A 13,849-nucleotide genomic window follows, 5' to 3' on the forward strand; every position below is an offset into this window, starting at 1 on the left:
ACAATTTATCGACTAGGAAAGATTCTGGTGATTTGACAAGCGGGTGATCCGTCGATGATCTTACGCGCTCTCGACGTGTCTCTGAAACATACATATGCCTCGGATGCCATGGCCCGCCAGACCTCTTCATTGTTCCATGACAATTTGCGACTGGTCGATGCAGACGGATTGCGCAGACTGGTTAGAATGGGGGCCTATGAAGGGCATACGGGAGGGCTAGCGCGCGGCAAGCTGCAGGCCAATGTTGTGATTGTGCCCCGCAGCTTTGCCGGCGACTTCCATCAATTCTGCGTCCGCAACCCGAAGCCCTGTCCATTGGTGGGCGTGAGCCGCGCCGGCAGCTCATTGCTCCCAGCCCTGGGTGATATCGATATTCGCACCGATGCACCCCAGTACAACATCTATTGCTTTGGCGAGATGATCCGTCGGAAGACCGACATCATCGACCTGTGGCGAGATGACTTTGCCGCTTTCGCGCTCGGCAGTTCACTCACCGTCGAGGCAGCACTTGCCGAAAAGGGCGTGAAACTCCGACGCGTCGGCTTCGGAAAAACCTTCCCCAAGTTCCGGACCAGAATCGACACCTGCCGCGTCGGACCATTCGGTGGCGAAATCGTCGTCTCGATGCGCCCGATCAGATTGTGCGATGTCGACAGGGTTCGCGCCCTCACCGCACGCTTCCCTCATGCCCACGGCTCTCCCATCCATGTCGGAGAACCCGGGATCATCGGAATAAGCGACTTGATGGCTCCCGACTGGGGCGATGCAGTGGAAATCGTGGAGGACGAGGTCCCCGTATTCTGGGCCAGCAGCCTAACCGCGCAGGACGCTGTTGCGCGCGCCGAACTCGCGATCTCGATCACAGTGTCTCCGGGCCATATGCTGATCACCGATGTGGATGCTCAAACCCAAGCAGGTTGCATGCTCTACTAGCAGTCCTCCATCACGCCAGAGGCGCGAACGATCATCGCTGCTGCCGGTGTCGATCGTCAGCCTCACCGACCTTGGCGATATCTTTGCCGGTGCGGCACTCACCAGGGTCCTCGTGGTGGCAACGCTGGTCTGCTGCTCGGGCTGGAGCGAATTACTGCACGCGCAACAAGCGGTCAGCCCCGCCGATGCCATCCTCAACTATGCCGCGCACAATGACGTCGGGCACATCGTCGTTGGAGCCCGGGCATCATCGGCAATCCGCCGCCATCTCGGCAGTGTCTCGACCAAGGTCGTGGCACAAGTCCTTTGCTCCGTTTCAGTGGTCCGATTAAAGGCAGTCGAGGAACAAGGGCGGCGGCCGCTTTGATGCGCTTCGATCAGGATTCAGGGGCGTCTTGACAAGGATCAAGGATGGGTGGGCTCATTGCCGTCAGATGGCTGCTCAAATGAGGAACAGCCATGAAGACGAATGAAACGCCTCGATACGACGCGAGTGTCAATACAACCGGTTGCTGCCCCAAATTCAATCCCGAGGGTTGGGACAGCCAGGAACTGCACTTCAAGGACAAGCGGTTCGTCAAAGCCACAACCCACAGCGTCATGCATATCCCGATGAACATGGGCAGCGTGTTCGCACGCGTTAACAGGCACTTGAAAGACGCCGGCGCTTCCGACGATCTCGATCAGTTTATCGTTCTCAGTAAGGATGTCTCGCCCTGGACCAGCGAACATCTGTTTGCGGTCTCGAAACCTGTCGCCAACGAGGAGATGACCACGCTGAGCGGCGACTATGTGACCAAATTGTTCGAGGGGCCGTACAGCCAGGCGAGGACCTGGGATAGTGAAATGCGGCAGATTGCGCGCGATCGAAACACAGAGCCGGGTGATGTGTATTTCTTCTACACGACCTGCCCGAAATGCGCGAAAGCCTATGGCAAGAACTATGTCATCGGTGTCGTGGCAGCAACCTAGGATCTCGCAAGCTCGATGGGCGAGGGCAGGGCGCTGGCTTCGAACCAGGTGCCGAGTTCCCCTCCGACAATTTCGACGGCATCGTCGAGCTTGCCGATTGCAGCAGGCTTGCCAGTGGCTTCAATGAATTCGATTGCAGCGCTGACCTTCGGTCCCATGGAGCCGGCCGGAAAAGTCCTGCCCGATAGCTCCCTGGGGCTCACGCGCCGGAGCGCCCGAGCGGCCGCTGTTCCGTAGTCGACATAGACGGCGTCGACATCCGTCAGCATAAGCAGCATGTCCGCCTTCAACTCGCGAGCGAGAAGCGAGCTTGCCAGGTCCTTGTCGATGACGGCTTCCACGCCGCAAAGACTGCCGTCATCCCGGGCTATCACCGGAACCCCACCGCCGCCGGTGCAGATGACGATCACGCCGCGCTCGACCAGGAACGAGATCACCGAAGCTTCCAGGATTGCCAGCGGCTTGGGCGAAGGCACGACGCGTCGCCATTTGTCGCCATCGGGCGCGATTTGCCAGCCGCGTTCGGTGGCAAGCTTGCGTGCGGTTGCCTCATCGTAGACCGGGCCGATCGGCTTCGTCGGGTGAGCGAAGGCCGGATCGCGCGGGTCCACCGTCACCTGCGTCAGCAGGGTTGCGAACAGCCTCCGCTTGAGGAGGTTGCCGAGTTCCTGCTCGATCACATATCCGATCATGCCGGCGCTCTCGGCCCCGAGCACGTCGAGTGGAAACGCCCCGGCGCCCGGGCTGGCAGCGGCCTGGAGCGCGAGCAGGCCCACTTGCGGGCCGTTGCCGTGCGTAACTACAACCGAGTGTCCTTCGCCGATGAGTTCCGCGAGCACGGATGCGGCGCGTTTGATGTTGGCGCGCTGGTTCTCCGCCGTCATCGGTTCGCCACGGCGTAGCAGTGCGTTTCCGCCCAATGCGACGACGATAAGCATCTCAGTTACCGATCGTGGCGACGAGCAGGGCTTTGATCGTGTGCATCCGGTTTTCGGCCTGGTCGAAGACGATCGACGCTGCCGACTCGAACACCTCGTCGGTGACCTCCATGCAGTCGATACCGTATTCCTTCGCAATGAAGGCGCCGATCTCGGTTTCGGTGTTGTGGAATGCCGGCAGGCAATGCATGAATTTCACGTGGGGATTGCCTGCAGCAGCCATCACTTCGCTGGTGACGCGGTAGGGCGTCAAAAGACGAATACGCTCGGCCCAGCCGGATTTGTCCTCGCCCATCGACATCCACACGTCGGTATAGACAAAGTCGGCCTCCTGCACGCAGCCCGCTACGTCTTCATCGAGCCGGAAACGGCCACCACTGCGTTGCGCTAGGTCTCTGACATGGGAGCAGAATTCCTCGTCCGGCCAGAGTTCCTTCGGCGAGGCGATGCGCATGTCGATGCCGACCTTGGCTGCCCCAAGTGCCAGCGACAGCGCGACATTGTCCCGACCCTCACCGACGAAGGCGACGGTCATGTCCGAAAGATGCTTGTGCGTGAATTCGCGCATAGTCATGAGGTCGGCAAGGATCTGCGTCGGGTGCGCCTCGTCGGTAAGACCGTTGTAGACGGGTACGCCGGCATGCACGGCAAGCAATTCGGCCTGGTGCTGGCCAAAGCCGCGATACTCAATGGCGTCGTACATGCGGCCGAGCACACGCGCCGTATCCTTCATGGATTCCTTGTGGCCGATATGGCTGCCGGTGGGACCGAAATAGGTGACATGGGCGCCCTGGTCATAGGCCGCCACCTCGAACCCGGTTCGGGTGCGGGTCGAATCCTTCTCAAAGATCAGCGCGATGTTCTTTCTGACGAGACGCGGTATCTCGTGACCGGCGAGCTTGGCTGCCTTGAGGTCGGCGGCCAGCTTGAGAAGAAAGCGGATCTCGTCGGCCGTTAGATCGTCCAGGGTCAGGACGGAGCGGCCGTGAAGATTGATCGACATAGAGATTTCCTTTCGGATCAAATCGGGTCGCGGGCAATTGGACAGGTCATGCAGTGCCCGCCGCCGCGCCCGCGGCTAAGCTCGGCGCCTTCGACCGTGATCACTTCAATTCCTGCACGGCGCAGGAGGGTGTTTGTATAGACGTTGCGGTCGTAGCCGATGACCACACCTGGCTCGACCGCAACAACGTTGTTGCCGTCATCCCATTGCTCGCGCTCGGCCTCGTAGCGGTCGCCACCGGTGGCGATGATCCGCAGCGATTTCAGTCCAAGGGCTTCGGCAACAACAGCCGTGAACGGCTTTGCCTCATCGGTGACCTCGATCGCCGCCGCGCCATCGCCCGGTCGCAGCGAGAAGGTGCGCAACCGGTCGACCACTGGCGGATACATGGTTACGAGGTCGCGGTCGCAGAAGGTGAAGACGGTGTCGAGATGCATGAAGCTGCGATCCCGTGGCATTAGGGCGGCAATCACCCGCGTCGCCTCGCCGGCCGCGAACAGGCTGCGCGCAAGGCCGCCAACGGCTTGCGGCGTGGTGCGCTCCCCCATGCCGACGAGAACTGTTCCGCCTCCGATCGGCATGACGTCGCCGCCTTCCAGGCTGGTGCCTGTTCCCAAATCCGGCGACACGAAGGGAATACCGCTGTCGCGAAAGCGGGGATGGAAACGGTAGACGGCTTCGACATTGGCCGCCTCCGGACGCCTGGCAGGCCAGTACATGGAATTGACCGAGACCGAACCGTAGATCCAGCAGGAACTGTCGCGAGTGAAGAGCTGGTTCGGCAGCGGCGGCAGCACGAAATCCTGGGGGGCGAGCGCCCTTCCGGTCAGGCCTTTGGGCTCGAACGGAAGCTCCGCCCGCGCAATGCCGCCGACAAGGCAAGATGCCAGCGGCTCCGACGGCATCTCGTTGAGCCATCCTCGCATCTCGTCGACCATGTCCAGCCCGACGACGCCGGGATGTACCCGCCGGTCGAGAAGCCAGTCGCGGGCCTTGCTCAGGCTCATCGTCTCGGCCAGGAGTTCGCCGAAGGAATGCACCAGCACGCCGCGCTCGCGCAGCGCGTCGACGAAGACATCGTGCTCCTGGCGCGCGCGCTTGACCCACAGCACGTCGTCGAAAAGCAGCGCCTTGCAGTTCTCCGGTGTCAGCCTGCGCAGGCTGAGATCCGGGCGATGGACCATCACCTCGCGTAGACGGCCGACTTCGGAATGAGCACCCAGGCTTGTCATCTCGATCCCCTCAAAGCGGGCTGACGGCGCCGGTCCACATCTCGTAGACGGCGAGGATGGCGACGGCGACAAGGGCTGCGGCGAGCGCCGCTTCCGCAGGATGGAAAATGCGCTGATTGGTTTCACGGCGGGCCCAGATGTAGAAAAAGATGCCGGGCGCATAGAGGATCGCGCACATGAACAGGTATGCGGGCCCGGCCGCGTAGACGAGCCACAGTCCGTAGACCGTCGCCAGCAGTCCTGCGAAAAGAGGGCCGGCGCGTTGCTCGTCGCCGCCATAACTTTCTCCGGTCAGCGCGAGCTTTGCCGCGTAGGCTCCGGAAAAGATGTAAGGCACCAGGATCGCGGCCGACGCGATGTAGAACAGCGCCTGATAGGTGCTTTGGGCGAAGAGCGTGATCACCAGGAATGCCTGGACGAGCAGATTGGTGATCAGAAGCGAGATCGAGGGCACACCGCGGTCGCTTTCCCAGCCGAAGAATTTCGGCATCGTGCCGTCCTTGGCGGCGACATGTGGAATTTCGGCCGCAAGCAGCGTCCAACTGAGGAAGGCGCCGATCACGGACACGACAAGCGCGATGTTGATCAGGATGGCGCCCCAGGGGCCGACAACCGCCTCCAGCACCCCCGCCATGGAGGGGTTCTTCAGCGCGGCGAGCTCAGGCTGGCTGAGAATGCCGAGCGACAGCAGCGACACCAGGGCGTAGAGCGCGAGGCAGGTGAAGAAGCCGAGCACGGTCGCCGTAGCTATGTCTTTGCGGCGCTCGGCCCGGCCGGAAAATACGCTGGCGCCTTCGATGCCGATGAACACCCAAAGCGTTACCAACATCGTGCTCTTCACCTGTGCGGTGATCGAGCCGAGACTGGCGTTGCCCAGACCAGTGAAATCGAGTGACCAGACTTGCAGTTTGAAGGCGACGGCAACAACCCCGACGAACAGGACAATCGGAGCGATCTTCGCCACCGTGACGATGAGGTTCACGACAGCGGCCTGCCGGATGCCGGCGAGAACCAGGACGTGGATCAGCCACAGCAGGATCGATGCGCCGAGCACCGCCTGCCAGGTGTTTCCGTCGCCGAACGCCGGAAAGAAGTAGGACAGGGCGCTGAATACGATCACCGCGTAGGAGACGTTGCCAACCCAGGCACTGATCCAGTAGCCCCAGGCGCTGTTGAAGCCGATGAAGGGACCGAAGCCGGCCTTGGCGTAAGCGTATGGCCCGGCATCGAGCTCGGGTTTGCGGGTTGCAAGTGATTGGTAGACGAAGACCAGCGCCAGCATGCCGACGGCGGTGATCGCCCAGCCAATCAGGATTGCGAGGGGACCAGCACCTGCCGCCATGTTCTGCGGCAGGCTGAACACGCCGGAGCCGACCATCGAACCGATCACCAATGCGGTCAGGGAACCCAGTCGAAGTTTTGTTGGCGCCGCGGTCGCGACCTTCGGAACAGGGATGTTGAAACCAGCCGTAGTCATGATGCTCTCCCAAGAATTGCAGGCTCTGATGGGAGGCAATGAACAGGAAAAGGGGACCGGCAGCTTTGATGCGGGTCAAATCCATTTACGGAGCAGCGAGTGGTGGGTCCGAATCCAATTGCTCCGAACGACCGAGTTCGAGCCTTTGCGATCGTTCAGTTGCGCGCGTCGGATGACGCGATCTGGCCCGGACCAGCCATTGCGGCTGAGAGGCGTCTGCCGGCTATTTGCGTTGATGTGGGTCAATGCCAGGCGACTACGGTCCTACTATCGTCACGGTCAGCAATGAGTTTGGAGACAACCGATGGACGAAGAGGTCAGAAATAAGATCCTGACGCTGTTGGATCAGCACCGGATCATGACCATTGCAACGCTGAGGCAGGACGGCTGGCCACAGGCGACGACCGTCGGCTACGTGAACGAAGGCCTTACCCTCTACTTCCTCTGTGGTCTGGATAGCCAGAAGGCGGCGAATCTAGCGCGAGACAATCGCGTGTCCTTGACCATCGATCACGACATGCCTCAGGTGATGGAAATCACCGGACTTTCCATGGCCGCGCACACGCAGCCGGTGGTAGACCGGGCCGAAGCAGAAAAGATCCTGCGGATGCTGCCGCTGAAGTATTCGGAGCAAGTCTTGCTCCCAGGCCCGATGCCGACTCCGGAGCAGGTCCGCATATTCCGCGTGATGCCTACAGTCATCTCCGTGCTCGACTATTCCAAGGGGTTTGGCCACACCGATCTCGTCACCTGCTGATCGCTCTCCTTGCCAAGACAAGCTTTGGATATGAGCGAGGCCGCCAAATCTGCCGGCAAGGTTTGTGCATTCATATCTGGCGGCCGGCACATCGGCGGATGACCGCCAGCGGCGCAACGTGCTTGTTCCGGCAGAGGAGCCGAACGGCAATATTCACCTAAAGCGCTCGCTGGCCGAGTTTGCTCATCTGGCTGATCCACTTCTCGCGGGTCGCATCGCTGGCGCCGGCGACCATGCCGAACAAGGTCTCGCGCACCGGACTGATGCCGACAAAATGCAGGATGTTTCGCCGCATGCCGGCGATGCCGTGTCCGAGGAACCATAGGCGGTAGAGAACTGAGGGCATGCCCATCGTCACCACGACGCGCGCAGAACGACCGCGAAGCAGTGTCTTGGTGAAACCGCCGCCCTTGTCCGGGTAGGCGAAAGCCGTCCCTGGCCGCATCACCTGTTCCAGAAATGCCTTGAGCATGGCCGGCATGGTTCCGAGCCAGAGCGGAAAGACAAAGACGATATGCTCAGCCCAGACGATCGCTTCAGCTGCATCCTTCAGGGCGTCGGGAACAGCACCATGCTCGAACTCCCGCATCGTGCGCAGCATCGGAAAATCAAATGCTGCCAGATCGACCCGGCGGACGGCGTGCCCTGCCTTTTCCGCACCCTCACCATAGGCGTTGGCAAGACCGCGGCAGAGCCGATCCGGGGACGGGTCGGGATGACCGACCACAATGAGGATGCGTCGGGACATGGTCTACTCCCACCGAGCCCGGCCTCGAAGCATCAAGGCCGTTCGACCCGTGCCACCTGATAGGTGTGCATGGCGCCGTTGCGCTCGATCGACACATATTCGCCGGTCACGAACCGTTCGTCGCCAAGATGAAAGCCGATCTCATCGTCGCGATCGCCTTCGGCATAGTCGAAATACCACTGTCCGCCTGGCTTGCGCCTCAGCCGGCCGATCAGGTCTTCCTCGCCGGTGCGAAAGCGGCGAACACGGCAAGAGGCCCTGTGCGATTTCCACTCTTCCGCATCGATCCGGGCTTCGCCGGTCAATGGAGCCAGCAGGTCATAGCCCTCTTCGCGATCACCTTCCGGATGGCCTTTTTCGCGGGCGAGCAGCAATCGGACATGGCGGAATTTTGGGGTGAGGTCCTTCAAATTGGTCATCGTGAACTCCTTTTGAGGAGTCCATAGAGCCGCAGCTGGGCCTGTCCCTTGATCCGCATCAAAGTGGCTCAAGAACCGCGCTTTTATCCCGGACCAAGCAACAACATGGCGCCGTAGCCGGCGGTCGCAGCGGCCAGGGTTGCGCCGGCCAGCGGCGCCCAGAACCTGATCGGACCGGCAAATACCGCCAGTGACAGGCGGCCGATCGCATTTGCCGCCAGCGCCGCCAGCACCGCCTGACCGATGGTCTCGACAGGGACCGAATGCTTGACCAGCCGCAAGGCACTGAGCACCGAGACGTCGACATCGAACGTGCCCGCCAGCGCCGAGGTCGCCAGCAAGCCGCGGCCGCCGAATTGAGCGGCCAGTGCAGCGCTCGCGGTCGCCACAACCGCGAAAAGCAGGGCGAACAGCAGCAGTGGACCCAATTCGAATGGGTTGCGCGCTATAGCGCTACCTTCACCATTTCCGCTGTCGCGAGCGAGCAGCAATGCTCCGCAGACAGCGAAGGCGAGCGCCGCGGCAATCGCCGGAATGCCGGCCGAAGCGAATACGCTTGGCTCGATGATCAGAATCACGGCGCAGATGCGGAGCACCGAAACCATGGCCGCCAGCGAAGCCGCCCCGGCAAGCGGCAGGGGGTTGCTTGCCGACATGGCGTTGCGGGCAAGCGCCATGGTTACGGCGGTGGAAGAAACGATCGCACCGGAGAGCGAACTGACCAGCAGACCACGCGTGGTCCCCAGCACGCGAACGGCGACATAGCCGGCGAACGATATCGAGGCCATCAGCACCGTCAGTAACCAGACTTCCCAGGGATTGAAACCGCCCCACGGGTCCATCGTCCGGTTTGGCAGCAAGGGCAAGACGATCGCCGTCATCACTGCCAGGATCAGCGCGGAACGAAGTTCGACCCAGGTCAGTCGCTTCAGAAGACCGTGCAGGACCTCGCGGCTGGCCAGGATTGCCGCCAATGCCGCCCCACCGGCAGCAGCCGCCCGATAATCACCGGCGACGGAAAGCGCGCCAAGTGCGAAAGCGCCGAGGCCAGCGATCACGCCTGTAACGCTGAAATCCTCGTCATGGGCAGCCTCGCGCGCCTTGTACCAGGCGAAGACAGCGGCAAAAGCGATGAATCCGCCGACCAGCACCGATACCGCATCGAGCGCTTCGGCGAGTGCGGCCAGAGTGCCGCCGAGGAGGCCGGATATGCCGAAGGTGCGAATGCCGGCCGTGCGGCTGCGATCGGGTGCATCCCGCTCTTGCCAGCCGCGTTCCAAGCCGACGAGAAGACCTATTGCGAGCGCCAGTCCAAGGCGGGCGATGAGCGGATCCATTGGCGCGGCGACTTCAGGCGGCGACCGTCGGCAGGCGGTCGCGAACCCACCTGACGATCTGACTTGCCGTCATTGCGCCTGATGTGCGCGCGATTTCGCGCCCACCGTGAAAGAGGATCATGGTCGGGATGCCGCGAATGTCGAGCCTTGCCGCGACTGCCTGCTCATTGTCCGAATTGAGTTTGATCAGACGAACATGCGGCTCCAGCTCGTTGGCCGCAGCCTCATACGCCGGCGCCATCATCCTGCAGGGGCCGCACCAGGGTGCCCAGATATCGACGACAACGGGCAAGCTGCTGCGCGCGATCTGACAATCGAAAACCCGCGTGTCGACATCTTCAGGATGCCCCGAAAACAGCCGGTTCCCGCACTTTCCACATTTCGCCTCCATGGCATTGCGGGCCGGCGGCAGGCGGTTGACCCCACCACATTTGCTGCAAACCACCAGATTCTGCTGTGCCATGGCCACTCACCGATTTTGCTGTCATCCACTATGCGCGCCCGAAATGTCGATCGCCAAGGCGCGCGTCCAGGATAACCGCTACGTCGATCCCCTCCTGAAGCAGCGCGCCGGCCGGCCTTGTCGAGGCAACCCTCGAACTCCGTTGAGGCCGATCGCCCTGCCGCACCGGTCAGGAGGCTGTGCGCAGGGCCTTGGAAGTATTGCCCTCGGAAAACCTTCCTCTCAAATCCGCGACAGTGTCGGCGAGCTTTCGATCGGCGTTGATCTTTTGCCAACTGGACTGGGTGGCATTTCGCTGCAATTGCCGCGAGAGGATATCTATCGTGGCGTCTGACGGACCGCCCTTGCGTTCACTGACCCGTTGCCAAAGAACGAGCGGGTCCGCTTCCAACCAAAATCCGGAGAATGTGATAGCCCGGCCGCGCGCCGCTTTCTCGATCCGCTCACGATCGGCCGGTCTGTCGAAAACGGCATCGGCGACGACCGAGCCGCCCTCGGAAAGGATCAGGCCGGCGCGCCATGCCATTTCGTGGTAGACCCGGTCAGAGACCTCCGGCCGGTAGGCTCGGTCCGGCAGCCTGGTCTCTGCGGGCACTCCATGCATGGCTTTGCGGATGCGGTCGCTTTCGACGATGCGGGCGCCGGGCGGCGCACCGACATGGGCGGCCAGCGCCTCTGCAACGGTCGTCTTGCCGGAGCCACTGAGGCCGCCGATGGCGACGAGCCGGGGCGGTGTTTCCTGGAGAAATGTTCGAGCAAGTTCGAAATAGGATCTCGCCTCGGCAATCAACTTGTCGGAATCGGCACTGCCTTCCGCGACCTGCGTTGCGGTGACATGCGCACGAACAGCAGCTCGTACCGCCATGAAGAAGGGCAGCAGGATGAAACCGTCCTCATCGTCGGCTTCGTCGAGATAGCGGTTCATCACAAGATTGGCGAGTTCCGGAAAACCCCGGTGCCAAAGGTCCATCAGCAGGAAGGCAAGATCGTACAGAACGTCGATGCTGGCGATCTGGTCGCTGAATTCGATACAGTCGAAGAGCCGCGGTTCGCCGTCGAAGAGACAGGTGTTGCGCAGGTGGAGATCGCCATGGCAGCGGCGGACCTTGCCGGCGGCTTCCCGGCGGTCGAGCAATTCTGAGTGCCGGGCGAGAGCGGTACGGAAGGCTCCGGCAAAGCTAGTGACCTCTGCTTTTGTGAAAACATGGCTGGTGGCAAAGCCGGCCTCGTTGATGTCGAGCACGCCAGCCATGTTGGACGACCCGCTGCCATTGTGAATTGTTGGCGCGGCACGGTGATAGCTCACGACCATGCGCGCAACCGCGGTTATCAGCGCCGGTGTCAATTCTCCGGCGGTTGCCATCCGGTCCAGAAGTCTCGACTGATCGAAGCGGACCATCTCGATGGCGGCGTCGGCCATTTGCCCCATGCCATCGAAAGCCAGCTTGCCGTCGGCTTCGCGCGTTATGCGGCGCACCCCCAGATAGAGTCCGGGCGCCGTTTTCGAATTCAGGTCCACCTCCTTCTCGCAAGCGGCCAGCCTGAGCGCCGGCGCCGAGAAATCGACATAGGGCAACTTGACCGCGCGTTTCATCTTGTAGGCGCGTTCGCCCGTCAGAAAGATACGCGAGATATGGGTTTCGATCACCTCGACCGGTCTGGTGGCGCCATAGGAGGCAGGATCAAGCAGGAACGCGGTAACGGCTTGCTGGTCGTCAACAGCCATGGCCGGCCTCCTCGATACCTGTGTCTTGCGGAGAGTGTTTCCGCCATCTGCATTCATTGCTGCAACGTCTCGACATAACCGGCCAGATCATGGATCCGTTCCCTGGTGACGATTTCCCCGGCGTTCGGGCCATACTTCTTCACGTCACCGGGAAGGAATTGCCGGCCCCAGACCGGCATGTCGCGATCGCCGTGCTCCGGCACCATGGCGCGGCCGTCGATCACGGCAAAGACGCGCCAATAGGGGAATTCGCCGCCATTGCGCCTGGAGAGGCGCGTCAGGTCGCTCGGCCGCTTCAACAGCTCGTCGCCCAACGGTCCATCGCCCTTGCCTTCAGGACCATGGCAGACGACACACGAGTTCATGTACTCCGCCTTGCCGTCGCCGAGTTCCTGGGCGCTGGCCGCGTCAAAAGCCAGTCCTGCCAGAGCCACCGCGATCAGGACTTTCATCTGCGTTTTCCCGATTGATCGACTGAACCTACAGCCTTGGCTTGCGCGCACGTTGATGCGGATCAAATGCCGTCGCAGTCACGGTGTTTGACTAAGCGCAATGAACGCACTAGGCGCCCTCGCTAACGACTGAGATCACGACTGAACCACCACTCGAATGAGGAGTTGCCTGACTTTCAGGACCACTGCTCACACCAATCGATTGGTCGATCGACCTACTCGCTTGCTTCTCGTCCGGACACCTGCTCGATGAGGATCCGGAAGAAGACATGCGGTGCACTGTCGGCCGTTGGAGGAACGGCCGGCTTGAGTGCACCCGGTTCCCACCAGTCCGCGTGCTTGCTCAACACCGACCAGGCATGATCCCGCTGAAGCTTGTGGCCGATCCGATCAGGCAGCTCTTCGTACCGGCCGTCGACGACGACGCTTCTCCATCCTCGCCCTTGGCCATGTTCGTCGACCTGGACGGACACCAGTGGATTGGCGCGCATCCATTCGATCTTCTTGCCAGGCATGGAAAACCCGTAAAGATGAGCATCCGCATGGGCGTAGTAGAAGGGCACGACGTAGGGCTGCCCGTCTTTCGCGCAGGCCAGGCGGCCAACACGATTGGCTGTCAGCATCTTGGTGCACTCCAGGGCAGAAAGCGTGCGGATCAGCATGACGTGACCTCCTATTTCTCGCGGTTGTCCTCTTCCCGGTCGCGAAACACGGGTCAATCCACTGGCCACAATTTTCGAAGCGACTTCTTCATCGAGTTTCTGACCTGCACAATTTCGCCATGCGAAATATGACGGTCGAGAAGCTTGAACACCGCGTTGATCGCGATATCGAAATCGACGTCGTCATCGTAGCCGAAACTGGTTCTGACGCTGAGGACAAAATCACTTTTCTTGCGCTCGCACGCAGGCACTGATGGATTCCAGCCTTCGAAGTAGATGCCACGAATCAAAACAGGCAGTTGCGCCGAGAGATCGGCCGTTTCCGCAATCGATAGCCAGTCTCGCACCGTATGCAAAACTGACCTCAGGAGGCGGCACGCGCTCGGTTCGCTCCAGCAAAGATCCCTGGCAAGCTCGTTGACCCACTGCTGCGCCTGCTGGGCAGCGTGGGTGAAGCCGGCAAAGGAGGTATGGGACATCTGGCTCATGACGTGCTGCCCTCAGGCAACATGCTGGACGCCCATGGCGCTTCGTCGACGTTGATAGACTGCATCGCAATTCCCCTATGCGGTCGAATGATATTCCCGTCGCCACGGCGATCCTTGATCACGATCAAAGAGCAAACAGGATGCGAGCCCTCTCGAAGGCGGCCCGCAATCGGCACGTGTTTGACCGGCATCAAGGCGTCGAGCGCCAGCAGGTGCACTTCATCGACCATTCGACCGCATCA

Annotated in this window: 17 protein-coding genes; 4 read left to right on the top strand and 13 right to left on the bottom strand. The window is 61.4% G+C overall.

Going from position 1 to position 13,849, the window contains the following annotated elements:
• Window positions 1-54 precede the first annotated feature (54 nt).
• The 3 genes from NKI49_RS01090 (at window position 55) to NKI49_RS01100 (ending at window position 1,905) form a co-directional block, all read left to right on the top strand.
• Entirely contained in the window at window positions 55-933 is an 879-nt protein-coding gene (locus NKI49_RS01090; RefSeq protein WP_352598165.1) for a D-glutamate cyclase family protein, read from the top strand.
• A 46-nt stretch (window positions 934-979) separates the two neighbouring features.
• Entirely contained in the window at window positions 980-1,300 is a 321-nt protein-coding gene (locus NKI49_RS01095) for a universal stress protein (RefSeq protein ID WP_352598164.1), read from the top strand.
• 92 nt (window positions 1,301-1,392) lie between these two features.
• Complete coding sequence (locus tag NKI49_RS01100) at window positions 1,393-1,905, top strand: hydrolase (RefSeq protein ID WP_352598163.1); 513 nt, start codon at window positions 1,393-1,395, stop codon at window positions 1,903-1,905.
• Here the strand turns inward: NKI49_RS01100 and arcC are convergent.
• From arcC to arcD, 4 genes are read right to left on the bottom strand one after another with little or no spacing between them, the layout of a single operon-like run.
• Window positions 1,902-2,843 carry a carbamate kinase gene (gene arcC / locus NKI49_RS01105; protein WP_352598162.1) on the bottom strand — a complete coding sequence of 314 codons (942 nt, stop codon included), beginning with the start codon at window positions 2,841-2,843 and terminating at the stop codon, window positions 1,902-1,904. The two genes, NKI49_RS01100 and arcC, sit on opposite strands and share 4 nt — an antisense overlap.
• Window position 2,844: 1 nt before the next feature.
• Complete coding sequence (argF, locus tag NKI49_RS01110; protein ID WP_352598161.1) at window positions 2,845-3,846, bottom strand: ornithine carbamoyltransferase; 1,002 nt, start codon at window positions 3,844-3,846, stop codon at window positions 2,845-2,847.
• A gap of 17 nt (window positions 3,847-3,863) precedes the next feature.
• Window positions 3,864-5,078, bottom strand: a complete 1,215-nt coding sequence (locus NKI49_RS01115; RefSeq protein WP_352598160.1) for an arginine deiminase — start codon at window positions 5,076-5,078, stop codon at window positions 3,864-3,866.
• A gap of 10 nt (window positions 5,079-5,088) precedes the next feature.
• Window positions 5,089-6,555 (bottom strand): arginine-ornithine antiporter, encoded by a 1,467-nt coding sequence (gene arcD / locus NKI49_RS01120; protein WP_352598159.1) that lies wholly within the window; start codon window positions 6,553-6,555, stop codon window positions 5,089-5,091.
• A 304-nt stretch (window positions 6,556-6,859) separates the two neighbouring features.
• Here arcD and NKI49_RS01125 point away from each other — a divergent pair, with 304 nt between their 5' ends.
• Window positions 6,860-7,312: a pyridoxamine 5'-phosphate oxidase family protein gene (locus tag NKI49_RS01125; RefSeq protein WP_352598158.1), complete on the top strand. Its 453-nt coding sequence runs from the start codon at window positions 6,860-6,862 to the stop codon at window positions 7,310-7,312.
• Between the two features lie 157 nt (window positions 7,313-7,469).
• On the opposite strand, the gene NKI49_RS01130 is transcribed toward NKI49_RS01125, so the two are convergent.
• The 9 genes from NKI49_RS01130 to NKI49_RS01170 all read right to left on the bottom strand — a co-directional run bounded on the left by NKI49_RS01130 (window position 7,470) and on the right by NKI49_RS01170 (window position 13,837).
• Window positions 7,470-8,060 (bottom strand): NAD(P)H-dependent oxidoreductase, encoded by a 591-nt coding sequence (locus NKI49_RS01130; RefSeq protein ID WP_352598157.1) that lies wholly within the window; start codon window positions 8,058-8,060, stop codon window positions 7,470-7,472.
• A 32-nt stretch (window positions 8,061-8,092) separates the two neighbouring features.
• Window positions 8,093-8,479 (bottom strand): hypothetical protein, encoded by a 387-nt coding sequence (locus tag NKI49_RS01135; RefSeq protein WP_352598156.1) that lies wholly within the window; start codon window positions 8,477-8,479, stop codon window positions 8,093-8,095.
• Between the two features lie 83 nt (window positions 8,480-8,562).
• A complete protein-coding gene (locus tag NKI49_RS01140; protein ID WP_352598155.1) occupies window positions 8,563-9,816 on the bottom strand; it encodes an MgtC/SapB family protein in 1,254 nt (417 codons plus the stop codon).
• Between the two features lie 13 nt (window positions 9,817-9,829).
• A complete protein-coding gene (trxC, locus tag NKI49_RS01145; protein ID WP_352598154.1) occupies window positions 9,830-10,279 on the bottom strand; it encodes a thioredoxin TrxC in 450 nt (149 codons plus the stop codon).
• 169 nt (window positions 10,280-10,448) lie between these two features.
• Window positions 10,449-12,005 carry a bifunctional aminoglycoside phosphotransferase/ATP-binding protein gene (locus tag NKI49_RS01150; RefSeq protein ID WP_352598153.1) on the bottom strand — a complete coding sequence of 519 codons (1,557 nt, stop codon included), beginning with the start codon at window positions 12,003-12,005 and terminating at the stop codon, window positions 10,449-10,451.
• Between the two features lie 53 nt (window positions 12,006-12,058).
• A complete protein-coding gene (locus NKI49_RS01155; RefSeq protein WP_352598152.1) occupies window positions 12,059-12,457 on the bottom strand; it encodes a c-type cytochrome in 399 nt (132 codons plus the stop codon).
• A gap of 215 nt (window positions 12,458-12,672) precedes the next feature.
• Window positions 12,673-13,119, bottom strand: coding sequence for a pyridoxamine 5'-phosphate oxidase family protein (locus NKI49_RS01160; RefSeq protein ID WP_352598151.1), 447 nt, complete (start codon window positions 13,117-13,119; stop codon window positions 12,673-12,675).
• Window positions 13,120-13,172: 53 nt separating this feature from the next.
• The gene (locus tag NKI49_RS01165) at window positions 13,173-13,607 is read right to left on the bottom strand and encodes a DUF2267 domain-containing protein (RefSeq protein ID WP_352598150.1); all 435 of its coding nucleotides are present in this window, start codon (window positions 13,605-13,607) and stop codon (window positions 13,173-13,175) included.
• Entirely contained in the window at window positions 13,604-13,837 is a 234-nt protein-coding gene (locus NKI49_RS01170; RefSeq protein WP_352598149.1) for a hypothetical protein, read from the bottom strand. The genes NKI49_RS01165 and NKI49_RS01170 overlap by 4 nt, the downstream gene beginning before the upstream one ends.
• Window positions 13,838-13,849 lie beyond the last annotated feature (12 nt).

It is taken from the genome of Mesorhizobium sp. M0587 (assembly GCF_040320945.1).
Lineage (GTDB): Bacteria > Pseudomonadota > Alphaproteobacteria > Rhizobiales > Rhizobiaceae > Mesorhizobium.